This window comes from Planococcus wigleyi, from assembly GCF_014836985.1.
Classification (GTDB): domain Bacteria; phylum Bacillota; class Bacilli; order Bacillales_A; family Planococcaceae; genus Planococcus; species Planococcus notacanthi.
In genome coordinates this window covers 126,116-147,838 of record NZ_JACSPU010000006.1, presented here as the reverse complement: position 1 = coordinate 147,838, position 21,723 = coordinate 126,116, and the positions used below count along the sequence as shown (strand labels likewise).

The following is a 21,723-nucleotide window of genomic DNA, read 5'->3' as shown; positions in this document are numbered from 1 at the left end:
GAATATTATAGGGACTTTAGTTTTTATGGCAATTGTAGGCGCGCTGATCGGTGGCCTGACAAATCACTTGGCGATCAAGATGCTATTCTGGCCTTACGAAGCAAAATACATTGGAAAATGGCGCATGCCCTTTACGCCTGGGTTGATTCCGAAACGAAGAGATGAATTATCCCGTCAATTGGGCCGTACCGTGGTTGAACATCTGTTGACTCCAGAAACTTTCAAAAAACGTTTTTTCAATGATGAAATGCGTGTGAAAGTAGAAAACTGGATCAATCGGCAGCTGAATAAACACGTATTCGATTCGCCAAAATCGTTTAACGATTGGCTGTTGGCAGCAGGACAAACCGGTGTGGATGTTAAAATTGAAGGCAAATTGGATGAATTGGTCGAGATTCAGAAAGATTCGCTGCAAGCATACATTGAAGGGAAAACCATTCGTGAATTGATGCCGGACAATTGGAAAGCGGAAGCGGAAACAAAGTTATTTGAAGGAGTACAGTACGCAATCGATCAAGGGACGGTTTACTTTGAATCGCCGCATGGCAGACAGACCATCAAGTCATTGCTGGATGAATTCCTGGAGTCGCGCGGGCGCTTCGGGCATATGCTGCATTCGCTTCTTGGCGAGTCAAGGCCATTAGTTGACCGCATCCAACCGGAGATCATCAAATTCCTTAACTCGCCGCGTACGTTTGAATTGGTCGGAACATTAGCATTCAGTGAATGGGAAAAAGTCCAGGACCGGAGAGCCGATGAACTGCTGAAAGAATTCGACTTTGATACGGCATTGGCAGCAGTCAAACAATATGTCCGTGAAAAAGCGGCGGTATCCCGCCGTTTAAACGCAACACTTGCAGAGACTTGGCCAGGAGGGTTAGAATGGACAAGTGTCAATATTACTCCACTTGTGACAGACTTTGTCTTCGAGCAAGCAGAGCATAAATTGGAAGAAACCATATTGAAGATTGATATGGAAGGTATGGTGAAAGAGCAAGTCGATTCTCTGCCGCTCAGCCGCCTGGAAGAATTGGTGCTTGGGATATCACGGAGAGAATTTAAGATGATTACCGTATTGGGCGCATTTCTGGGAGGATTCATCGGAATCTTCCAAGGGATTTTCGTCATGGTACTAAACTAATTACAGAGGAGATTGATGAAAATGGCAGTAAACATTTACGACGACATCAACAAATTGGAAAGCACGTTCCGTTCTACAGATGAGTTCAAAAAATTAGAAGAAGCCGTAGCACAAGTGACTTCAGACAACGAAGCGAACGAATTGTTCAAAAGCTTCCGTGATTTGCAGATTTCTCTTCAGCAAAAACAGACTCAAGGCGAAGAAATCACAGAAGAAGAAATGATGGACGCGCAGAGCACTGCACAAGCTGCTCAGCAAAACGAAAAAATCCTGGCTATGCTTGAAGCGGAAATGGGATTGAGCCAAATGATCGAAGAAGTGAACCGTGTCTTGATCAAACCGGTACAGGCGTTATACGAAAGCATGTAATTTTAAATAAATAGAGGATTTTTTAAGGGAGACACCGAATACGTAAACGTGAATGACAATTCATTTTTACGAAGGGGTGTCTTTTTTTATGTATGAAACGATTGAATTGACAAAGCAGGGACGGATTGGCCATTTGGTTTTGAATCGTCCCAAATCCATGAACGCAATGAACGGAACCATGATGAAAGAGCTGGCTGATTGCTTTGAATCGCTGCTGCAGGACAGCACACTGCAAGTGCTGATCATCCGGGGCGAAGGCAGAGCGTTTTCAGCGGGTGGAGACATCAAAGAAATGATGGATCCGGAAAATCCGATGGATATCGAATTGGTCATGAAAGATGTCAGCCGATTGGCGAAAGCACTTTATACGCTTCCGCAAATTACAATTGCGGCAATTCACGGAGCCTCAGCAGGACTCGGTTTCAGCATGTCCTTGGCATGCGACCATGTCATCGCGGAAGAAAACAGTAAATTGGCGATGAACTTTATCGGCATTGGACTGGTGCCGGATGGCGGCGGCCATTTCTTTATGAAAGAACGTGTCGGCGTACCGAAAGCCAAGCAGATTATATGGGCAGGACAAACTTTAAAAGCGCATGATGCATTGGCAAAAGGGTTGATTGAGGAAGTGACAGCTGAAGGACGCGGGCTTGAACAAGCTGAAAGCTACGCAGCTGAAGCGATTGCGTCGCCGCTAAGCGCCAAATTGGCGTCCAAGCATATCCTGCATCAATTGAAAGTCAAAGAATTGGAACAGGTACTGGAGATGGAGGCAAAAGCCCAGTCAGCTATGCGGAAATCAGCCGATCATCTAGAAGGCATCCAGGCGTTCGTGGAAAAGCGCAAACCCGAATTTAAAGGTGTATAAAATATAGAAAAACCCACAGATCTTTTTGTTGTCTGTTGGAGTTGAAGTGAAATATAAAAGCATGGCGGAAATGTTCTCCGCCATGCTTTTTAGGTTCCTATGAATGGAAAAGAAGAAGTTTTCCGGCAGGTGATGCCAAACGATGCGTTTGCTTGGTCAATCCCTTTTCTTCCAAAATGGCTTTTCCTTTATCGCGTGCTTCTTCATCAGTTTCAGCAGTGAAGGTTTCGTCCATTATCTGCTTGCCTGTTTGTTCGAATGCAGTCAATTTGTAGGTCCTCAAGAAGAATCAATCCTTTCTGAATGGATATTCATTTTAAGTATATAGGGTTTCTGTGAAAATGTCCTGCAATTTTTGAAACATTTCGTCATATGCTTCGTAGTATGTATAAAGGAAGGGGCGAACGGAAATGGCTTTATATGTAGAACAAGTAACAAAGAAGTTCGGTGATTTCACCGCAGTGGACAATCTTTCGCTGTCCATTGAAGAAGGAGGCATGCACGGATTCCTCGGTGCCAACGGAGCCGGCAAGACGACGACGTTCCGGATGATTCTAGGTTTATTGGACCCCACGCAAGGGACAGTCCGTTGGAAAGGCAAACCCATTACATATGCCAGCAGTCCAGATATCGGCTATTTGCCTGAAGAACGCGGTCTGTATCCAAAAATGAAAGTGGAAGATCAATTGGTGTATCTGGCGCAGCTGCGAAAGATGTCAAAAACAGATGCCAAGCGCGAAACAGCTGGCTGGCTGGAACGTTTTGAAGTGCCTCATTATGGCCAGAAAAAAGTGGAGGAATTATCAAAAGGCAACCAGCAAAAAATCCAGCTGATTGCATCACTATTGCACAAACCTTCACTGTTGATATTGGATGAACCTTTTTCAGGACTCGATCCCGTCAATGTGGAAATGTTGAAAAAAGCCATTCTGGACTTTCAGAAACAAGGAGCAACGATTGTCTTTTCCAGCCATAGGATGGATCACGTAGAGGAATTATGCGACGACATGAGCATTTTGGATCGTGGAAAAGTCGTGGTTGGCGGATCGATTAAAGAAGTGAAACGTTCCTTCGGCAAACAAAAAGTCCGTTTGAACGTAGATGCCGACCTCAGCCACTTGAGTGCTCTTCCGGGTGTCGAAAATTTTACCAAAACAAAAGAGGGCGCATTGTTTCAAGTAACGGATGAAGAGGTGGCACAGGTCTTGTTGGCCAAAGCGATGGAGTTGGGGACACTTCGTCATTTTGCGTTGGAAGAACCTTCTTTGGAAGAAATTTTCATTGCAAAGGTGGGGAAACACCATGCATAGTTTCTGGATTATCTTCAAGCAGGCATTCATGACTAAAGCAAGAACAAAATCTTTTATCATTACAACACTGGTTGTCGTTGCGGCTTTTTTTCTCTTAGCGAATATATCGAATATTATCGCCGTCTTTGATGGTGATGAAACAGAGGAAAACGTTCTGCATGTTTTGGAAGAGGCTCCGGGCCTTGTGCCGGACCTGCAGGCTCAGCTGGAAGCACTGGACAGTGGCATCCAAGTTGTTCCGACTTATCTGACTGAAGAGGAGTTACAGGAAAGCATTGCGGAAGGCACAATCGATGATTACTTGGTTTTAACGCAAAATGAGCAATTGAGTGCCCGCTATGTATCCGAATCTGCCAACGAAATGGGGAGCGGCAGTGAAATTGAAATTGCAGTTCAAGCCATACATACAGCATTGACGGCAGAATCACTCGGATTGGATGACAATCAGGTAGGCCAATTGTTTATGCCGGTCGAATTTGAACGGCAAGCCATTTCAGAATCATCCAAATCACAGGAAGAATTAAGCCAGGCAAGAGGACTGGTTTATGTCCTGATTATGCTCATTTATGTAGCAGTTATTTATTACCCGAACATGATTGCCATGGAAGTGGCAACAGAGAAATCATCCCGTGTTATGGAGATCCTCATTTCCAGTGTGTCGCCAGTTAAGCATATGTTTGCGAAAATTGCAGGCATCGGCAGCTTGGGTATTCTGCAAATGATGATTTTCGGACTGGCCGGTTATTTTGCCATAAAAACGGCCGGTACGGACCTGACAGAAGGTTTCTTCAGCGTCATGGGCTTTTCGGAAGTGAAGATCAGCACGTTCCTGTTTGCCATTCTGTTTTTCCTGCTGGGTTATTTCCTCTATGCTGTACTGGCGGCCTTGCTCGGTTCATTGGTCAGCCGGACTGAAGATGTGCAGCAGTTGATGTTGCCGATGATGGTTTTGATCATCATCGCATCGCTCATTGCATTTTCAGGGATTTCCATTCCGGAAGCCCGCTATGTGACCATTTCTTCTTTTATTCCATTCTTTGCGCCATTAGTGATGTTTCTGCGTGTCGGCATGTTGGACTTGCCGCTATGGGAGCCGCTGTTGTCGATTGCAATCATGCTGGTGACCATCGGAATTCTGGGTTGGTTCGGAGCCCGTGTTTACCGAGGAGGAGTGCTGATGTACGGTTCGTCGCAATCGCTGAAGGACATCCGCAAAGCGATCCGTTTGGGCAATAGCAAGTAAGGATATGCCTTCAACGCAGCTGAAGAATCACGAGACGTTACTTTAAATTCGAACCAAATGGGCTGTTTGCAGGAAACTTTCTGCAAACAGTTTTTTTTATGGAAATTCCATGGTAAAATAGGAACAAATATTCGGTCTTTTAAAAGGGGTTAATTATGGAATCCATTCGATTTATCCACACGGCAGATTTACACTTGGGAAGCCCGTTTGTCGGCATGAAAGGTTTACAGAAAGAACAGTGGAACAAGCTGAAAGACAGCACGATGGATGCTTTCGATCGGCTGATTCAGTATGCCCTTGAACAGCAGCCGGATTTTGTGCTGATTGTCGGAGACATTTACGACGGTGAAGACCGCAGCCTCCGTGCACAAGCCCGCTTTCAGCAGGGGATGAAAAGGCTGGAGGAACAGCGGATTCCAGTGATTATCAGCTACGGCAACCACGATCACTTGAGCGGCAATTGGACACGTTTTGAACTCCCGGAGAATGTCCATGCTTTCGATGATGCAGTCTCCCAATATACTTTGGAAACTGCAGGAGGGCAGGTGGTGTTTACCGGTTTCAGTTACGGCAAACGGCATATCAGTGAAGCAATGATTGAGCAGTACCCGGAAGCGCGAGGGACAGCCGGTTTTCATATCGGTATGCTGCATGGCAGCCTTGACGGCGATGCGTCACATGCCGTGTATGCGCCATTCAGGAAAGAGCAGTTGCTCAGCAGGCATTATGATTATTGGGCACTTGGCCATATCCATAAACGCCAGGAGCTTCATCAGGATCCGTCAATCATTTATCCCGGAAACATTCAAGGGCGCCATCTCAAGGAGTCCGGACCAAAAGGCTTTTATGATGTTACCTTGACTAAAACGGACACCTCTTTGGATTTCATCCCGACATCCGTCGTCCAATTCGATCGGTTGGCCATTTCAGCAAAAGGGCTTCTTCATATGAATGAATTGATTGATGTCTGCCATAAAGAGCTCAGCGCTTATGGGGCAACCATTGGGACAGGAATTGTGGAAGTGATGTTTACTGAACTGGATACCGAGAGTTTTGGACTGATTGCAGAGATTCCGGAAAATGAATTACTTGAAATGCTCCGTGAATCGATGGAGGCACTCGATCACCTTGTATGGATTCAAGGGGTTGGGTTTGAGCAGATAGAAAGTGAAAGCGAACTTTCGCCGCTTGGAGCCCTGCTTATTCAGACGGTGGAAGAATGGAATATCGAAGAATGGAAGACGGTACTGAAGGATTTATACAGGCATCCGAAGATCAGCCGTTTTTTGGAACCGCTGGAAAATGAAGCCGTCGAAGATCTTCAGCTGGCAGCTGAACAAAAAATCCGGCGCAGCATGCAGGCAGGAGAGTGACATCATGAGAATTGATAAAATGATCATATATGGTTTTGGCAAACATGAAAACCGCACCATCGACCTGCAGGACCAAATGGCCTTGTTTTATGGTCCCAATGAAGCCGGAAAGACAACCATGCAGCAATTCATTGTCCAGATTCTGTTCGGATTCCCTTCACGCAAAGGTGCACAATTGCGCTATGAACCGAAAAATGGCGGAAAATATGGAGGCAAACTCCACGTAACGGACCCCGACTATGGGGAAGTGGTGATTGAGCGGATCAAAGGCAAATCAGCGGGGGATGTTACGGTTTGGTTTGCGGATGGCCGGCGGGGAGCGGAAGCCGAGTTAAAGCAGCTATTGCGCAATTACGATCGCTCCTCTTTTGAGGCGATTTTTTCATTTTCTATTCATGAATTGCAGGGGCTTGATGTACTCAGTGAAAATGAACTGAGCCGCACGCTGCTGGCTTCTGGAACTACAGGCATTGATGCAGTGACACGCCTGGAAAACCAACTTGAAAAGGAAATGTCCTTGCTGTTCAAAAAAGGAGGGCGCAATCCGGAAATGAATATGCGGGCTGAAGAGCTTCGGGATATTGAAGGACAGCTGAAGGAATACAGACAGCGGACCGAATTATACAGTCCTTATCTGGAGCGGCTGCAGGAAATTGGCGGGCGCTTGACGGCTATTGAAGCAGAGGAAACGGAAGCAGAGAAGGAATTGAAAAAAATCAGCAAATGGCAGCAGGCAGCTCCCTTAATCGCCGATCAACATGCTTTGACCGAACAGCTCAGCGCAATAGGGCGGGTGCAGTTTCCTCTGGATGGCAAAAGGCAGATGGACCGCTTGATAGACAAGCTGTCAGAGGCGAAAGCAGGAGTGGAACATTTAACGCAGCAGCTAGACAGCTTGCCGCCGGCTGAAGAACCTGATCAGTTCTTGGATTTGGAAAATCTATTGAACCGGGAGTCGGATTGGCATCAGCTGTCCCTTCAACTAAAAGAAAAGGGTGAAGAACAATTAAGGCTGTCCGAAGACCGGGAGGCCACATTAGCCCTGCTCGGACTGTCGGAACAACAGGCAATGGCGGTGGATGTGTCTTTAAGCAATGAAGAACAATTGCTTAAGCACCTTCAGGAACTGGACGTCGAAGAAGAAGATGAACGTTTCCGGCTGCGCAATCAGCAGGATGCAAAAGACCGATTGTCCCAAACAGAAAAAGAGCTGACTGTTTTCCTGGCAGGAGAACCTACTGGGAAAGAACGGCTGGCTGCTGAAGAATGGCCAGCCATTTCAGCTGAATTGGCAGAAGCCAAGGCAGCGGAAAAATTTCAAACAAGCAGTGGTGGGAACAGCCGGATGGTCAATTATGCGCTGATTGCGTTAGGCCTGATTATCGCAGGTTATGGAATGTCCCAATCCATGGTTTTGCTGATTGTTGTGGGTTTGGCGGCTGTTGGAGCCGCGGCATGGCTTTTCTTTAACACAGCAAAGCCTGGTGAGTTGTCAGGCAAATACAAGACAGTCTTGAAGAACTATGCAGGCAAAGAAAGTGAATACCAGACAATCACGAAAAAAGTGGCGGAGTTTGATCATCAGCTTGACGGATTGATGGCAAAGCGGGATGCCATTAAAAACGAAATTGCAACTTATTCAATAGGGGATTTTCAGCGTCCGGCCAAAGCCGCTTATCAGAAAATGCTGCAGAATATCGGTTTACAGCCTGATACCAGCCGGACAATGGTGCTGGAGCTATTCGAAAAACTCCGTAACGTGCATGCCGGCCATGCGCGTTTGCAGCGGCTAAAACATGAAATCGGTTTATTGGAGGACCAGCAACAGGGATGGCTCAAGAAAGCGGAAGTTGCATGCGGCAAAGAATTAGCAATCAGTGAATTGATGCCCTCACTGCGCTCCGAACTGTCATTGAGAAGACAGCAGCAGGAGAAATACGCTAAAATAAAAGAACAACAATCCACATTGCAGCAGGAGAGCAGTCGTTTGGCTGCTTTTCAGCAACAACTTGAAAACGAGCAGCAGGTATTGCTGGATTATGCCCAAGCAAAAGATGCATTTGATTTTTACGGGGCAGCGGATGCCTGGGAGCGCAAACAACAGCTGGAAAAAGAAATGAATCTCGTTTCAGGGCAATTAAAAACAATGGATGAAATTGACTTGCCAAAAGAATGGCAACCGGATGATGCACCGCTTGCTGTTAGCCGGCTTGAAGAACACCTGGCAGCGCTGAAGACAGAGCGCAACGGGTTGTTGGCTGAACAGGCCGATAAACAGCAAGTGACCCGTAATCTGTTGTCTGATAGCTCCTATGAAGAAAAGCTTCAGCTTTTTGAAGAGAAAAAAGCGGAATTCGCTGATCTAGCCAAACAGTGGTCCATCAATAAAGCGATTATAGAAGCAGTTAACCGAACGATGAATGAGTTGAAAGAAAAGAAGCTGCCTGCAGTATTGGCTCAGGCCCAACATTACTTCAACAAATTGACTGCTGGCGCTTATCACGGATTAACCATGAACATGGATGGGTATTTTGAGGCGGAACGGAAAGACGGCACTTATTTTCGGATTGCTGAACTCAGCCAGGCAACTAAAGAACAGGCTTATCTGGCCTTGAGGCTGTCTTTGGCCGTATCAATGAAGGAAAGCCATCCGTTTCCTCTCATAATGGATGATGCTTTTGTCCATTTTGATCGCAGTCGGCTGCAGCAAATGATAAACTTAGTGACAGAGCTGCAAAAGGATCACCAGTTCATTTATTTTACTTGCCACGAGGGTATGCAGGAGGCTTGGCCTAATGCGCAGATCATCAAGGTGGCCAACACCGAAAGGAGCGTTCATTCATGACTAAAGGAATTACACAGCGTGCAGTTGGAGAAACGGTTGATGAATTCCTGCTGATTAAGCAATCAGTCAAAGGAGTCACTACTACTGGCAATCCATTTATTTCATTGGTTTTGCAGGATAAGAGCGGAGATATCGAAGCAAAGTTATGGGATACGAAAGATGAACAGGAAAAAATCTTTGCAGCGGAAACCATTGTCCGTGTCGGAGGGGAAATCCATAACTACCGAGGGAAAAACCAATTGCGGATCAAAAGCATCCGACCGGCAAAGCCCGAGGAAAACCAGTCGATTTCAGATCTGATGCCGTCTTCGGAAAAATCGACGGATGAATTACTAGAAGAAGTGATGAAATATCTGTTTGAAATGGAGAACCCGCAGATTCAACGCATTACCCGTTTTATGCTGAAAAAATACCAGCAGCAATTTTTGACATATCCTGCGGCGACGCGCAATCATCATGATTACGTATCCGGTTTAGCAGATCATGTAGTGTCGATGCTGAAATTAGGAAAAGCCTTGATTGAAATTTATCCGGGGTTGAACAAAGATTTACTGTATGCGGGAATCATTCTTCATGACATCGGCAAAGTCATCGAACTTTCCGGACCGATTGCAACGACGTATACCGTTGAAGGCAATTTAATCGGCCATATTTCCATCATGGTGACGGAAGTGGCAAAAGCGGCTGAAGAGCTGGAAATAGAAGGCGAAGAAGTGATGCTGCTGCAACACATCATCCTTTCCCACCACGGCAAAGAAGAGTGGGGCAGCCCGAAAAAACCGATGATCAAAGAAGCGGAAATTCTGCATTATATCGATAATATTGATGCCAAGATGATGATGCTCGATCGCGTTCTTGGAAAAACCAAGGAAGGCGAGTTTTCTGAACGCGTCTTCGCTTTGGACAACCGTTCCTTCTACAAACCGAAAATTTAGTCAGAAGAAATGCTGCCCGAGTTTGAACCTGAATGAAAAGTTAAAATAGCATGGTTTCTTAAGACTGAAAACCCCCGCTTCCAAAAAAGGGAGCGGGGGTTTTTGCATTCATGTATTATTCTGCTGGTGCAGCTTCTGGAGCGGGTTGTGGATTCAAGATATCATCCAAAGCGCCTTCCAGATCTTCGTCTTTGATTTCAACGTTTGCTTCTTTCATCAAGTCAGCGACTTTCGGAAGCAATGTGGTTTGATCCGCTTTTGAGATTGCAAGTTCAGAACGGATATCTTCTTTTTGGTCTTCAAAAGCAGGCTGGTCTTCAACCTTGCGCTTATCAAGAACCTGGATGATATGGAATCCGAATTCAGATGCCACAGGCTCGCTGATTTCGTCAACTTCCAACCCGTATGCAACTTCCTCGAATTCAGGAACCATTGCGCCAGGGCCGAACCAGTCAAGGTTTCCGCCGTTTGCGGCAGATCCTGTATCAGTTGAGTTTTTCTCAGCTAATGCGGCAAAATCGCCGCCTTCATCCAATTCCTTTTTGAGTGAGTTGGCAGTTTCTTCATCAGCCACTAAAATGTGGCGGGCGTTCAACTCTGTACCTTGGCGGTCATATTGTGCTTGGATTTCTTCGTCCGTTACTTCAACGTCTTCAGTCAACGCTTTTTCCTGCAATAAATTCAAGCGGATGACTTTCTTGTAGCTTTCTTCCGTTTGGTTATTTTGTGCCAGGAATTGATCGAAGCTTTCGCCTAATTCTTCTTTATTGCTGTTGTATTCTGCGTCTACTTCTTTGTCGGTCACTTCGTAGTTTTCGGCAAGTACTTTTTCAATCATCAGAATCTGTACAGCCTGTTCACCGATTGACGTTTTCATTTCTTGGTAAAGCTCATCTTTTGTTACATCACCAGCATCAGAAGATACGATGACTTCTCCATCTCCGCTATCACTGCATGCGGCCAAGGCTAATACGGATGCTGCCAGGGTAACTGTTAAAAAGGACTTTTTCATTGAATTTCGCTCCCAACTTTCTATCTAGATGCATTATTTATTCTACTATAAATATTCAAAGAAGTGTAAATTTCCTAAAAAAAGACACTTGCCAGGAGGCAAGTGGATTTAAGGGGTAAATTCTACGCCTACATACAACGATACCAATAGTATTGTAATCAATATATTAATGGTACGGAATATTTTCTGGTGATTTTCTTCCGGAATTTCCCGTGAAGTGACAAGTGCTAATGTCATCCGATTTATCTGGAAAAGGTAAAATACGGAGAACATAACGATGAATGCGATAATCATGGATTTCCTCCCCTCTGACTTTACAACCTAGTATAACAAATCCGAGAAGAAAAAACAGGAATCAACTAACCACCGGCGGCACAAGAATTTCAAAGCCGGTGTCTGTTTCCTCGATTAATGCATACTTCGGAGAACGTGCCAAATTCCGCAGATAGATGATATCGGTTAAACATAGCCCGCTATGATAGGCCAATAGCATAGCAAAATAATGGCCATAGGCTGGCATCAACGTACTCATCGTCACAATGGCTGTGTTCATGATAAGGAAAGGCGCAGCCAATGAGAGAAGAAAGCGGGTTTTCGGAACAGGTTCATTTATATGAAGCAATATAGCCGGACAGATTTTCAACTGCTTACGAATAATAAGTTTCAATGACTTATAACAGCCGATCAGCGGCAGAAAATGCAGAATCTTATGAAGCGGATAAATAGCAAGCAAGGCTAAGATGAATAATAGGAAATACTGATCGGATAGAGGTGTAGCGTATACGATTGCCAGTCCGATATAGGAGGCCATGAAAACAGCGATTCCAAAAAGCGCTGAAATCATGAAAAGCCGGTCAAATCCATATTGTTTTTTTACATTGATCGTTTTCCAGCAGTGCATATGTGCATCTCCTATTACTAAAATCATTTTTGAGTCGATACATACAATACAATGATTTTTTAGGAAATGCAACCATAAATTAATTTTGGAAATTCACTGATTATTGCTGGCTTTCCTGGTGCACAATTACATGGTTTTCTTCACTAAACCGGTTCTCGATATTTTTAAAGGAAGCTTCAAAAATCTCCATGAAATCATCGCCGTAAATGTTGCGGATTACTGCCATAATATCCATAAACTCAGGGAATTTTCCATACAGTTCGCGCAGTTGAAGAGAACCGTCTATTACAGAATGGGGGGTTTCGTGATAATTTTCAATCATTTCCTGCATGAGCTTTTCGCCTTTCTCAGTCAGTTGGACGTATGTATTGCGTTTGTCGGTATCCCGTTTTGAAAAAGACAGCAATTCACGTTCTTCCAGTTTTTTTGAAAAGTTAAAAGCAGTCGAAACATGCATGACGCCAAACTTTGCGACATCAGAAATGGAAGCTCCTTTTAAATGGTAGGAGATCCAAAGGATGTGGTGCTCATTAATATTCAGGTCATAAGGTTTTATCCATAACTGCCAGTCTTTTTCTACAGCTTTCCAAAGAGCTTTTGACAATTGTCCGATGCGCTGGCTAAACAGCATAGCCTCTTTCATGGTATATTCCTTCTCGTTCATGTAGGCACCAACTTTCCTCCGAAATATTTTCTTTATTATAGCAGTAAAGCAAACGTAATTAAAGTAAGAATAGTAAAATAATTTACATTTGAAAAATTCCTTTAATCTATTGCTTTTTTCTACGTATGAAACGCAAAAAAAAACAGCCGCCCGAAGGCAGCTGCTCTAGTCCGTTCTTCTGTAAAGAAGGGATAAAGAACTTCACTGAGCGTAAAATCCAGCTTTACGCAGTTTGTGTATCGTCATCGACTTTTTCTTTTTTCGGTTTATCATCGTCGTCTTTGTCTTTTTTATCTTTGCTGAGTGTATTCTGCAATTCTTCAATAGCATTCTGGATTGCCATGATCTCCAATTGAAGATGCTCTTTAGCTGGTGCAGTGCTTTCTGTCCAATTTTCCAAAGAAGACTTTAATCCTTCAACTGTTTCAGGCAGTTGGGATTTTGCTTCTTCTGTTAAATGGTTAATCGACTCTTTTAAGCCATTCACTTTTACCTTCAGTTCGTTTAAGTACTCTTTCCATTCAGATGATGTCGACTTTACCGATGTACGCAAATCCTGCCCTGATTGCGGTGCAGAAAATAAGGCCGTTGCAGCTCCTGCTGCCAAACCTGTAGCGAGTCCTAAGAAAAACCTTGATGCTCTCATGTATGAAACGCCCCTTTCTTCCTATAAGCTTCTTTTCCTTTATTTTAACTAATTAAAACATAAAATTGAATGACTATTCAATAAAAAAAGCTTTTCGCCAAAAATAATGACGAAAAGCTTTAGGTTTAAGCTGCTTGCGAAACAGCCGTTTCAAATTTTGAACGCTTGACCAATGTAATGACAATCGGGTAAATCAAAGCGAAAGCGACTCCGTTCATCACTACTGCAGGCAATACCACTGTCACAACCAACAGGCTGAATGGGATATTGGCGCCAATTACAAAAATGGCAGCAGACAGGAAAATCGTTCCAGACAATAAAGTTCCGACTGAACAAAGGGCAATGGTTACTGGCAATTTGGAAACGAATTTCTTCAGGATCATCACCAAAGCAAGGAAAACAAATGCCGTGATGAATTTATCGATGATATTCGGGAAAAATCCTCCTGGGAATGTAGAAAACAGTCCGGATAGAACACCCGTCGTTACCGCCAATAAAAACACATTTTTTACATTCGGGAATAATAGGATGCCGACAAACATCATGGTCAACATGAAATCGGGCTTCATCCCGCCGTTAATGCCTGGAATCACCACATAAAGAGTGGCTCCGACGCTGACCAGCAACGCCATTAAAACTAAATTCTTCGTATTCATTTCTCATCTCTCCTCAGCTCTGTGCTAGTTTCTTTTTCCCGGACGTGTCCTCATGACCGCCGGCGAAAAACTTATACTGATTCTATCCTGTTCACCCTAGAAAATCAAGCATCAGCGGCTAATTTTTCTTTGACGCTTTCCGCAAGTTCCTGGATGCGTTCAGATGTGAATTCCTTTTCTTTAGTCATCCATTTTGCACCGAACCCATCACTTTCACCATAGCGGGGGATAAAATGCAGATGGAAATGGAACACGCTTTGGCCCGCTTTGGCACCGTTGTTGTTCAATAGATTCATGCCTTCAGGCTCAAACGTTTCTTTGATGGCTTTGGCAATTCTAGGCGCTACGGAAAATAGATTGGCTGCTTCTTCAGGTGCCAAGTCATAGACAAATTCGCGATGTGTTTTGGGAATAAGCAAAGTATGGCCTTTTGACAAGGGCATGATATCCATAAAAGCAAAAACATGTTCGTCTTCGTAAATTTTCACGCTTGGGATTTCACCTGCAATGATTTTGCAGAAAATACAATTTGTCATTGGTATCATCCTTTCCATTTTTCCCATTTTACCACAATTGCCATATCAGAAAAGAATTCGACAGCTGGATTTGGTACAATAGTTTAATAGAAAGAAAGAGGTGTTGTATATGGCAATATTGGAAGTTGACGCGTTGACAGGCGGGTATACACGCAAACCTGTTCTGCAGGAAGTGACGTTTTCAATAAAAAAAGGAGAACTTGTTGGGCTCATCGGATTGAACGGTGCCGGAAAGAGTACAACGATTAAACATATCATCGGATTGATGCAACCGAAATCGGGGCAAATCCGCTTGAACGGCAAAACTTTTGAAGAAGACATGGACGCTTATCGTTCTTCTTTTTCATACATACCGGAAACTCCGGTATTGTATGAGGAACTGACGCTTCGAGAACACTTGGAACTGACAGCGATGGCTTATAATATGGATCCAAAATTGTTTGAAAAGCGTTCTGCTGAGCTGTTGAAGGAGTTTCGGATGGAAAAGCGCCTGAGATGGTTTCCGTCACATTTCTCGAAAGGGATGCGCCAGAAAGTGATGATCATGAGTGCCTTTCTCGTAAATCCAGCGCTCTATATCATTGATGAGCCGTTTGTCGGGCTGGATCCACTCGGCATTAAATCCTTATTGGACCAGATGGAGAAACAAAAGAAAAAAGGGGCATCGGTGCTGATGTCGACCCACATTTTGTCTACGGCAGAACGCTATTGCGACCGGATCATCCTGCTTCATAATGGACGGGTTCGCGCCAGTGGCACAATGGATGACTTGCGGAAAGCCTTCAATATGCCGGAAGCATCATTGGATGATTTGTACATTGCGATGACCGAGGATGAGCTAAATGAAGAGTTTGCATGATGTTTGGTCACGGAGACTTCAGAAATACACATTGGAAGTCCAAAACTATTTAAAATATATTTTCACTGGCCATATTGCTGTAGTTTTGCTGTTTGCTTTAGGCGCTGCTGGATTTGCCTATAGTGAATGGATTCAAAACATCCCGCCGGAATTTCCTGGAGCTTTGGTGTTGGCCATTATCTTTGGTTTATTGCTGGCTTTCAGTCCGCCCTCAACTTTGTTGAAGGAAGCAGACTCGGTGTATTTTCTGCCTTTGGAAAGCAAACTGGATGAATTTCTGAAGCCGGCTTTAAAATGGTCGTTCTTTTCCCAATTGTATTTGCCGGTCATTGTCTTTGTCGTTTCATTGCCGATGGTCAACGCACTATATGGCTTACCTTCGTCCTATTTGATCGGCTTCCCGATTTTGCTGTTGCTGATCAAATGGTGGAGTGTCCAAACGGAATTTGCTTTCCGTCGTCAAGGGGCAGGGGACAACGTCTGGCTGGACCGGATGTTGCGGCTCTTGCTGGTTGGGCTGTTTGTTTACTTCTATATAGAAGAGCAATTGATAATCGCGGTCGTTGTCCTTTTCGCCATTATATTGTACGGAAAATGGGTATCAGGGAAAGCGGTTGGAAAACCTTTTGCTTATGAACATTTTATTGGACTGGAAGAAAACCGCATGCTGCGTTTTTACCAATTCGCCAATTACTTTACCGACGTCCCTCATTTAAAAGGAAAAATTAAACCGAGAACATGGCTGAATGGGCTTTATCGCCTTATCAAGCCGGGTCCCCAAAATGCGCATCTTTACTTGGTGTGGCGAACTTTTGTCCGTTCCGATGAATTATTTTACTTATGGGTTCGCCTAACTGTTATCATCATGGTAGGAGCATGGTTTATTCCATTCCAAATCGGTGTGGCGTTATTTGCAGGTGCTCTGGCATTCGCAACGGTCATCCAGATATGGCAGGGGCTGACCCATACCCAGCATTTCCGGATGGACAATCTGTTCCCACTGACCCGCTTCAGCAGGCAGCAGGCTGTCTGGAAACTCATCATGGCCGTGCAGGTTCTGCAAAGTGCAGCAGCAGCTGTGACATTGCTGTTGCTGGGAGAGCCGGTAACCGCTTTATTGACCTTCGCTGTCATTCTGCTGGTTTCCCTCATTTCAGCAACCGTATTGAAACAGAAAAATTAAAAAATCCAAACCCGTCAGCTGACATGAGCCGGCGGGTTTGGATTTTTATTTGTGAAAATTAAGGGCCGCGGCACCAAGTGTTTTAGCTGCCAGCAGCATGGCTTCTTCTTTGAAATCGAATTTCGGATGATGATGGGGGTATACATCGCCATCCGGCATAGCGCCTGTAAAGAAGAAAGTTCCAGGAATCTCCTCCAGATAATAAGCGAAATCCTCTCCGCCCATTTGAGGTGGGCAATCATAGACTTCTGAAACTCCAGGCACGGTTTCGGCGACACCTTTTACATAATGCGTTTCCTTTTCATGATTGACGACTGGTGGGTAGCCACGTTTGAAATTGAATTCGTAGTGGCTGTTGTTAGCCATACTGGTGCCTTCGATGACGCGTTCCATTTCTGTTTCCATCAGACTTCGGACATCTTCTTTGAATGAGCGGACAGTACCGGACAAGACCGCTTGATCCGCGATGATATTGAACGGATTCTGTGCTACGAACGAGCCGACGGAAAGCACAGCTGATTCCAATGGATCCACTCGTCTGGACACCAATGGCTGCAGGTTAGAGACGATTTGTGAACCGATGACGACTGCGTCGATTGTTTCGTGGGGGCTGGCGCCATGGCCACCGCGTCCTTGAACTTTCAGCTCGAAGCTGTCTGCAGCGGCCATGATCGGGCCGACACGCAAGTCGATTCTGCCAAATGGCGTGGTGGACCAAAGATGAGTGCCAAAAATCACATCGACTCCTTCTAAAACACCAGCTTCGATCATCGATTTAGCTCCACCGGGAACCAGCTCTTCGGCATGCTGGTGAATCAATACGTAAGTGCCTTCCAATTCATTGCGCATATTGTGCAAGGTTTTTCCAAGCACCAGCAGAGTGGCTGTGTGGCCATCATGTCCGCAGGCATGCATGACGCCCTCAACAGTTGATTTATAAGGCACATTTTCTTTCTGGTCCTGAATCGGCAAAGCATCGAAATCAGCACGCAAGGCGACGGTTTTGCCAGGTTTGGCGCCTTGAATTCTGGCGACGACGCCATTTCCACCGACACCGTGCTCGACTTCCACACCTAATTTTTCGTAATACTGGCGTATATACTGGGCTGTTTTGGTTTCGTGAAAAGAAGGTTCAGGATTCATATGCAAATGACGGCGAATTTCCACCATCTCTGGATAAGCGGCATCTAAGCCGGCGTATAGTTTTTCATTCATTGTCATAACTCCTTTCTGTTATAAAAGCATATCACAAAAATCTGTCAATTATGAAAAAGGAGTTCGAAAGAACTGTGAAAATGGACAGGCCGAAGATACAGATTCATGGAAACAAAAAAACGCAGCCACCTCCCGCTTGGAAGATGGCTGCGCTTTGGGGCGATTTGATTAATAAGTAAAGTTTAAATAGGATGCTGCAAAGTATATAACGATGATAATTGCCGATGGAAGTGCATAAGATAGTGTAGAAGCACTTTTCTTCCGGTAAAGTGAAAATAGCGCCAAAACAGACATGATCAGAACACCGACCGCGATGATCATGTTCGCACCGGAAACATCCAACATGATAGGGCCCGCCGTGTAAACAGGGTCGGACAAAGCCAAAATGATCATGTTGAAGATGTTGCTTCCAAGAATTGCTCCGACAGCCATATTGACATTACTCAAGCGCAAGGCAACAAAAACAGAGATGGCTTCGGGCAATGAAGTAGCTGCTGCAATCAGGAAACTTCCGATAAAGCTGGAGCCGATTCCCGTAATGATTGCAATCTGATCGCCGGTTATAGATAAGGCGGTACCAGCAGCAAGAATGACCAGAGCGGCAATGATAAAGCGGGCAATTGCCGCTTTTGATGAAAGCGAAGCACTTGGATTTTCAGGCTCTTCTTCCGATTCAACAATTGCTTCGGCTTCAGGATCCAAAGAAGGCAATTTGTTGATGGCCACCATCCCGGCAATATACGTAATAGCGATAATTAAAGCATCCAAGCCGACGCCTAAAATTTGTATATCCAGACGCAGCCAAAGTGAAAGAATGACCATAATCGTCAACAGAATCCCAAGAAGGGCCGTGTAGATGTTATCACGCGAGGCGCGGTGTAAGATCTGGCGTCTTCTCAAAAGAAAGTCGAATCCGGCAAGGATGAACAAATTAAAAAGGTTTGAACCGATCATGTTGCCGACTGCAATATCCGCATTCCCGATTGCTGCTGCTGAGAAACTGGTTGATACTTCCGGCAGGGAAGTAGCCCCCGCCAATAATAAGGTACCGACCATCATACCGCCCATCGCCGTTTTAGAACTGATGACATCGGCGTATTGGGACAGCTTGATGGATGCGAACACGGTAAGTGCCGCTGCTAAAATAAAGATAACAAAAACCAATTAATTTCCTCCTTTTCAGGTATGTTTCCATTCAGATTAATGAAGGCTGTATTTATTCTTCTTCAGGTTTTGCTTTGTACGTACTGATGTATGATACACCTGAAAAAATATTGGGGCGTTGAGTTCCAGCCTTGTTTTCGGGTTGTCCTGAATGAGCTTGTGCAAATGCTTGAGATTCTTTCCATTTTTCATAAAAAGCAGGTGACTCCCATTCAGTCAGAACGATGTACGTATCTGAATCAAGCGGTCTCAACACACGGAAGGCAATGTATCCCGGCTCATTTTCGATGGCGCCAGCACGATTTTTAAACCGGTGCTCAAAAACAGGGCGGCCTTCATCGGATACCGGCACATTATTGAAGACGAAAAATCCTTTTTCTTTAAACTCTCCTGTGCCGTCCACAACTTCGTAACGGCGCGGTGTTTGGAAAATGGTTTTTCCTTCTGTTTCGTGGAGCATCAAGGTTGTATTTTCACCTTGCATAAGGACCATCGTTTCTTCGGGGTGCTTGTCACGCATTTTTTTCATGAAATCGTATGTTCCAGTCGTCATATAAAGCTTCATTGAAATCCCTCCTGAAATAAATAATACATTCTTTATATTCTTCCCTTAAGAAAACTAGATGAAACAGGTTTGACGAACAAGTGAAAAGAGAAGCGTCTAATTTATGACAAATGCGCCGGCAATCTATACAATAAAGGGCGGAACGTCTATAGTATAGACGGATATGGGTAGACGAACAGAAAAGCAGAAGATTGAAGGGATGAAAAATTCATGACATTTAACGACACATACCTCCGCGCAGCACGAGGAGAGAAAACAGAACATACACCAGTTTGGTATATGAGACAGGCTGGACGTTCTCAGCCGGAATACCGCAAAATCAAGGAGAAATACTCATTAGAGGAAATCACGCATCAGCCGGAACTATGTGCATACGTGACTAAACTTCCTGTAGATCAGTATAATAACGACGCAGCGATCCTGTATAAAGACATTGTTACGCCATTGCCTGCAATCGGAGTGGATGTAAAAATTAAATCAGGCATCGGTCCCGTTATCGACAACCCGATCCGCAGTATGGCGGATATCGAACGTCTAGGCGAAATCAATCCTGAGCAAGATGTTGATTTTGTACTGGAGACGATCCGCATGCTGACGAAAGATCAATTGAATGTGCCGTTGATCGGTTTTTCAGGCGCACCATTCACATTAGCCAGCTACATGATCGAAGGCGGACCTTCGAAGAGTTACAATAAAACTAAAGCGATGATGGTTTCAGAACCAGCGATGTGGTTTGCTTTGATGGATAAATTGGCAGATACCATTATCCCTTATGTAAAAGCACAAGTCAAAGCGGGTGCCAAAGCGATTCAAATTTTCGATTCGTGGGTCGGTGCGTTAAACGTTGAAGATTACCGCATCTTCATTAAACCGGTCATGGACCGTATTTTTGCTGAGTTGCGTACTGAAGGCGTGCCGTTGACGATCTTTGGTGTCGGTGCAAGCCATTTGGCAAAAGAGTGGCATGAGCTTCCAGTAGACGTAGTCGGCTTGGATTGGCGCCTGCCGATTTCCGAAGCGCGTTCTATGGGCTTGACCAAAGCTCTTCAAGGCAACTTCGATCCGTCTTACTTACTGGCAGACTGGCCGGTAATTGAAGAACGGGCGAAAAAGATTTTGGATATGGGCTTACAGAACGATGGCTATATCTTTAACCTTGGCCACGGCGTATTCCCGGAAGTTAACCCGGATACATTGAAACGTCTGACAGCATTTGTCCATGAATACAGTGCGGCTTATAAAAGTAATTTAAAATAGAATAAAATTCATTTCGAGGTGATTATGTTGAAGAAGACAATGGGATTATTAGTGATGGCGTATGGAACGCCTTATTCAGAAGAAGATATTGAACGTTACTACACACATATCCGACGCGGCCGTAAGCCAAGCGAAGAAAGCTTAGAAGATTTGCGCAGCCGCTACAAAGCGATTGGCGGACTTTCACCGCTTGCAAAAATCACCAAAGATCAAGCACAAGGCTTGTGCGACCGTTTAAATGAAGTACAGGACGAAATTGACTTTAAAGTATATCTTGGCCTTAAACACATCGAGCCGTTTGTTGAAGACGGTGTGGAAGAGATGAGAAAAGATGGCATCACAGAAGCCGTTTCAATCGTTTTGGCTCCTCATTTCTCTACTTTCTCGGTTAAATCATACAATGGCCGTGCAGCAGAAGCTGCTGAAAAAGCGGGCATTTCATTGACTTCAGTTGAAAGCTGGTACAAAGAACCGAAGTTCATCCAATACTGGAGCGAAAAAGTCAGTGCTGCATTTGCTGAAATGTCAGAAGAAGAACGTGCGAAATCTTGCCTGATTGTTTCGGCGCATTCATTGCCTGAGAAGATCATCGCAAGCGGAGATCCTTACCCCGACCAATTAAAAGAAACAGCTGAGATGATCCAACAAGCTACGGGTGTTGAAAACGTTGAAATCGGTTGGCAGAGTGCCGGACAAACAGGAGAACCTTGGATTGGACCGGACGTTCAGGATTTGACGCGCGATTTGTTTGAACAAAAAGGATACACATCTTTCGTTTACACACCGGTTGGCTTTGTAGCCGACCACTTGGAAGTTCTTTTCGATAACGATTATGAATGTAAAGTTGTTTGCGACGATATTGGTGCAACCTACCGCCGTCCAGAAATGCCAAACGTTCAGCCATTATTCATTGATGGATTGACTGACGTTGTATTGAGAAAACTGGCGGAAAAATAAAGCAATTGAAAGTGAGGATTAAAC

23 protein-coding genes are annotated in these 21,723 nt (G+C 44.7%); 12 read left to right on the top strand and 11 right to left on the bottom strand.

Annotation, left to right across the window (positions count from 1 at the left end; all coding sequences use genetic code 11):
* Positions 1-25 precede the first annotated feature (25 nt).
* From H9630_RS16535 to H9630_RS16525, 3 genes are all read left to right on the top strand, one after another.
* Positions 26-1,141 carry a DUF445 domain-containing protein gene (locus H9630_RS16535; protein ID WP_191716614.1) on the top strand — a complete coding sequence of 372 codons (1,116 nt, stop codon included), beginning with the start codon at positions 26-28 and terminating at the stop codon, positions 1,139-1,141.
* A gap of 21 nt (positions 1,142-1,162) precedes the next feature.
* Positions 1,163-1,510: a YlbF family regulator gene (locus H9630_RS16530; protein ID WP_191716613.1), complete on the top strand. Its 348-nt coding sequence runs from the start codon at positions 1,163-1,165 to the stop codon at positions 1,508-1,510.
* An 88-nt stretch (positions 1,511-1,598) separates the two neighbouring features.
* Complete coding sequence (locus H9630_RS16525) at positions 1,599-2,378, top strand: enoyl-CoA hydratase (RefSeq protein ID WP_191716612.1); 780 nt, start codon at positions 1,599-1,601, stop codon at positions 2,376-2,378.
* A gap of 97 nt (positions 2,379-2,475) precedes the next feature.
* On the opposite strand, the gene H9630_RS16520 is transcribed toward H9630_RS16525, so the two are convergent.
* The gene (locus H9630_RS16520) at positions 2,476-2,661 is read right to left on the bottom strand and encodes a YhzD family protein (protein WP_191716611.1); all 186 of its coding nucleotides are present in this window, start codon (positions 2,659-2,661) and stop codon (positions 2,476-2,478) included.
* 127 nt (positions 2,662-2,788) lie between these two features.
* Here H9630_RS16520 and H9630_RS16515 point away from each other — a divergent pair, with 127 nt between their 5' ends.
* From H9630_RS16515 to yhaM, 5 genes are all read left to right on the top strand, one after another.
* On the top strand, positions 2,789-3,688 hold the full coding sequence (locus tag H9630_RS16515; protein WP_191716610.1) for an ABC transporter ATP-binding protein: 900 nt from the start codon (positions 2,789-2,791) through the stop codon (positions 3,686-3,688).
* The gene (locus tag H9630_RS16510; protein WP_191716609.1) at positions 3,681-4,931 is read left to right on the top strand and encodes an ABC transporter permease; all 1,251 of its coding nucleotides are present in this window, start codon (positions 3,681-3,683) and stop codon (positions 4,929-4,931) included. The genes H9630_RS16515 and H9630_RS16510 overlap by 8 nt, the downstream gene beginning before the upstream one ends.
* Positions 4,932-5,086: 155 nt before the next feature.
* Positions 5,087-6,304: a metallophosphoesterase family protein gene (locus H9630_RS16505; protein ID WP_191716608.1), complete on the top strand. Its 1,218-nt coding sequence runs from the start codon at positions 5,087-5,089 to the stop codon at positions 6,302-6,304.
* A gap of 4 nt (positions 6,305-6,308) precedes the next feature.
* Positions 6,309-9,149: an ATP-binding protein gene (locus H9630_RS16500; protein WP_191716607.1), complete on the top strand. Its 2,841-nt coding sequence runs from the start codon at positions 6,309-6,311 to the stop codon at positions 9,147-9,149.
* The gene (yhaM, locus tag H9630_RS16495) at positions 9,146-10,084 is read left to right on the top strand and encodes a 3'-5' exoribonuclease YhaM (protein ID WP_191716606.1); all 939 of its coding nucleotides are present in this window, start codon (positions 9,146-9,148) and stop codon (positions 10,082-10,084) included. The genes H9630_RS16500 and yhaM overlap by 4 nt, the downstream gene beginning before the upstream one ends.
* Before the next feature lie 115 nt (positions 10,085-10,199).
* Here yhaM and H9630_RS16490 read toward each other — a convergent pair whose 3' ends face one another.
* The 7 genes from H9630_RS16490 to H9630_RS16460 all read right to left on the bottom strand — a co-directional run bounded on the left by H9630_RS16490 (position 10,200) and on the right by H9630_RS16460 (position 14,499).
* Positions 10,200-11,096 (bottom strand): peptidylprolyl isomerase, encoded by an 897-nt coding sequence (locus H9630_RS16490; RefSeq protein ID WP_191716605.1) that lies wholly within the window; start codon positions 11,094-11,096, stop codon positions 10,200-10,202.
* 108 nt (positions 11,097-11,204) lie between these two features.
* Entirely contained in the window at positions 11,205-11,390 is a 186-nt protein-coding gene (locus H9630_RS16485; protein WP_006828367.1) for a hypothetical protein, read from the bottom strand.
* Positions 11,391-11,451: 61 nt separating this feature from the next.
* A complete protein-coding gene (locus tag H9630_RS16480; RefSeq protein WP_191716604.1) occupies positions 11,452-11,997 on the bottom strand; it encodes a DUF3267 domain-containing protein in 546 nt (181 codons plus the stop codon).
* Positions 11,998-12,097: 100 nt separating this feature from the next.
* Complete coding sequence (locus tag H9630_RS16475) at positions 12,098-12,661, bottom strand: HTH-type transcriptional regulator Hpr (RefSeq protein WP_191716603.1); 564 nt, start codon at positions 12,659-12,661, stop codon at positions 12,098-12,100.
* 223 nt (positions 12,662-12,884) lie between these two features.
* Positions 12,885-13,307: a YtxH domain-containing protein gene (locus tag H9630_RS16470; RefSeq protein WP_191716602.1), complete on the bottom strand. Its 423-nt coding sequence runs from the start codon at positions 13,305-13,307 to the stop codon at positions 12,885-12,887.
* 125 nt (positions 13,308-13,432) lie between these two features.
* A complete protein-coding gene (locus H9630_RS16465) occupies positions 13,433-13,963 on the bottom strand; it encodes a tryptophan transporter (protein ID WP_191716601.1) in 531 nt (176 codons plus the stop codon).
* A gap of 104 nt (positions 13,964-14,067) precedes the next feature.
* Positions 14,068-14,499 (bottom strand): HIT family protein, encoded by a 432-nt coding sequence (locus tag H9630_RS16460; protein ID WP_191716600.1) that lies wholly within the window; start codon positions 14,497-14,499, stop codon positions 14,068-14,070.
* A 109-nt stretch (positions 14,500-14,608) separates the two neighbouring features.
* Between H9630_RS16460 and H9630_RS16455 the strand changes: the two genes are divergently transcribed.
* Together H9630_RS16455 and H9630_RS16450 are read left to right on the top strand one after the other, a co-directional pair.
* Positions 14,609-15,358 carry an ABC transporter ATP-binding protein gene (locus tag H9630_RS16455; RefSeq protein ID WP_191716599.1) on the top strand — a complete coding sequence of 250 codons (750 nt, stop codon included), beginning with the start codon at positions 14,609-14,611 and terminating at the stop codon, positions 15,356-15,358.
* On the top strand, positions 15,342-16,541 hold the full coding sequence (locus tag H9630_RS16450; protein WP_191716598.1) for an ABC transporter permease: 1,200 nt from the start codon (positions 15,342-15,344) through the stop codon (positions 16,539-16,541). The genes H9630_RS16455 and H9630_RS16450 overlap by 17 nt, the downstream gene beginning before the upstream one ends.
* 45 nt (positions 16,542-16,586) lie before the next feature.
* Here H9630_RS16450 and H9630_RS16445 read toward each other — a convergent pair whose 3' ends face one another.
* From H9630_RS16445 to H9630_RS16435, 3 genes are all read right to left on the bottom strand, one after another.
* The gene (locus H9630_RS16445; protein WP_191716597.1) at positions 16,587-17,756 is read right to left on the bottom strand and encodes an amidohydrolase; all 1,170 of its coding nucleotides are present in this window, start codon (positions 17,754-17,756) and stop codon (positions 16,587-16,589) included.
* Between the two features lie 168 nt (positions 17,757-17,924).
* Complete coding sequence (locus H9630_RS16440) at positions 17,925-18,920, bottom strand: sodium:calcium antiporter (RefSeq protein WP_191716596.1); 996 nt, start codon at positions 18,918-18,920, stop codon at positions 17,925-17,927.
* Positions 18,921-18,972: 52 nt separating this feature from the next.
* Positions 18,973-19,485 carry an antibiotic biosynthesis monooxygenase family protein gene (locus H9630_RS16435; protein ID WP_191716595.1) on the bottom strand — a complete coding sequence of 171 codons (513 nt, stop codon included), beginning with the start codon at positions 19,483-19,485 and terminating at the stop codon, positions 18,973-18,975.
* A 210-nt stretch (positions 19,486-19,695) separates the two neighbouring features.
* On the opposite strand from H9630_RS16435, the gene hemE reads away from it, so the two are divergent.
* The gene (gene hemE, locus H9630_RS16430; RefSeq protein ID WP_191716594.1) at positions 19,696-20,742 is read left to right on the top strand and encodes a uroporphyrinogen decarboxylase; all 1,047 of its coding nucleotides are present in this window, start codon (positions 19,696-19,698) and stop codon (positions 20,740-20,742) included.
* A gap of 24 nt (positions 20,743-20,766) precedes the next feature.
* The gene (gene hemH, locus H9630_RS16425) at positions 20,767-21,699 is read left to right on the top strand and encodes a ferrochelatase (protein ID WP_191716593.1); all 933 of its coding nucleotides are present in this window, start codon (positions 20,767-20,769) and stop codon (positions 21,697-21,699) included.
* Positions 21,700-21,723 lie beyond the last annotated feature (24 nt).

Excerpts from the sequence above, each read along its gene's own strand:
- H9630_RS16470 (WP_191716602.1), bottom strand. The coding sequence starts at position 13,307 with ATGAGAGCATCAAGGTTTTTCTTAGGACTCGCTACAGGTTTGGCAGCA.
- H9630_RS16515 (WP_191716610.1), top strand. The coding sequence starts at position 2,789 with ATGGCTTTATATGTAGAACAAGTAACAAAGAAGTTCGGTGATTTCACC.
- H9630_RS16530 (WP_191716613.1), top strand. The coding sequence starts at position 1,163 with ATGGCAGTAAACATTTACGACGACATCAACAAATTGGAAAGCACGTTC.
- H9630_RS16445 (WP_191716597.1), bottom strand. The coding sequence starts at position 17,756 with ATGAATGAAAAACTATACGCCGGCTTAGATGCCGCTTATCCAGAGATG.
- H9630_RS16460 (WP_191716600.1), bottom strand. The coding sequence starts at position 14,499 with ATGACAAATTGTATTTTCTGCAAAATCATTGCAGGTGAAATCCCAAGC.
- yhaM (WP_191716606.1), top strand. The coding sequence starts at position 9,146 with ATGACTAAAGGAATTACACAGCGTGCAGTTGGAGAAACGGTTGATGAA.
- H9630_RS16505 (WP_191716608.1), top strand. The coding sequence starts at position 5,087 with ATGGAATCCATTCGATTTATCCACACGGCAGATTTACACTTGGGAAGC.
- hemH (WP_191716593.1), top strand. The coding sequence starts at position 20,767 with ATGTTGAAGAAGACAATGGGATTATTAGTGATGGCGTATGGAACGCCT.
- H9630_RS16450 (WP_191716598.1), top strand. The coding sequence starts at position 15,342 with ATGAAGAGTTTGCATGATGTTTGGTCACGGAGACTTCAGAAATACACA.
- H9630_RS16435 (WP_191716595.1), bottom strand. The coding sequence starts at position 19,485 with ATGAAGCTTTATATGACGACTGGAACATACGATTTCATGAAAAAAATG.
- H9630_RS16480 (WP_191716604.1), bottom strand. The coding sequence starts at position 11,997 with ATGCACTGCTGGAAAACGATCAATGTAAAAAAACAATATGGATTTGAC.
- H9630_RS16525 (WP_191716612.1), top strand. The coding sequence starts at position 1,599 with ATGTATGAAACGATTGAATTGACAAAGCAGGGACGGATTGGCCATTTG.
- H9630_RS16465 (WP_191716601.1), bottom strand. The coding sequence starts at position 13,963 with ATGAATACGAAGAATTTAGTTTTAATGGCGTTGCTGGTCAGCGTCGGA.
- H9630_RS16475 (WP_191716603.1), bottom strand. The coding sequence starts at position 12,661 with ATGAACGAGAAGGAATATACCATGAAAGAGGCTATGCTGTTTAGCCAG.
- H9630_RS16510 (WP_191716609.1), top strand. The coding sequence starts at position 3,681 with ATGCATAGTTTCTGGATTATCTTCAAGCAGGCATTCATGACTAAAGCA.
- H9630_RS16455 (WP_191716599.1), top strand. The coding sequence starts at position 14,609 with ATGGCAATATTGGAAGTTGACGCGTTGACAGGCGGGTATACACGCAAA.
- H9630_RS16500 (WP_191716607.1), top strand. The coding sequence starts at position 6,309 with ATGAGAATTGATAAAATGATCATATATGGTTTTGGCAAACATGAAAAC.
- H9630_RS16485 (WP_006828367.1), bottom strand. The coding sequence starts at position 11,390 with ATGATTATCGCATTCATCGTTATGTTCTCCGTATTTTACCTTTTCCAG.
- H9630_RS16535 (WP_191716614.1), top strand. The coding sequence starts at position 26 with ATGGCAATTGTAGGCGCGCTGATCGGTGGCCTGACAAATCACTTGGCG.
- hemE (WP_191716594.1), top strand. The coding sequence starts at position 19,696 with ATGACATTTAACGACACATACCTCCGCGCAGCACGAGGAGAGAAAACA.
- H9630_RS16490 (WP_191716605.1), bottom strand. The coding sequence starts at position 11,096 with ATGAAAAAGTCCTTTTTAACAGTTACCCTGGCAGCATCCGTATTAGCC.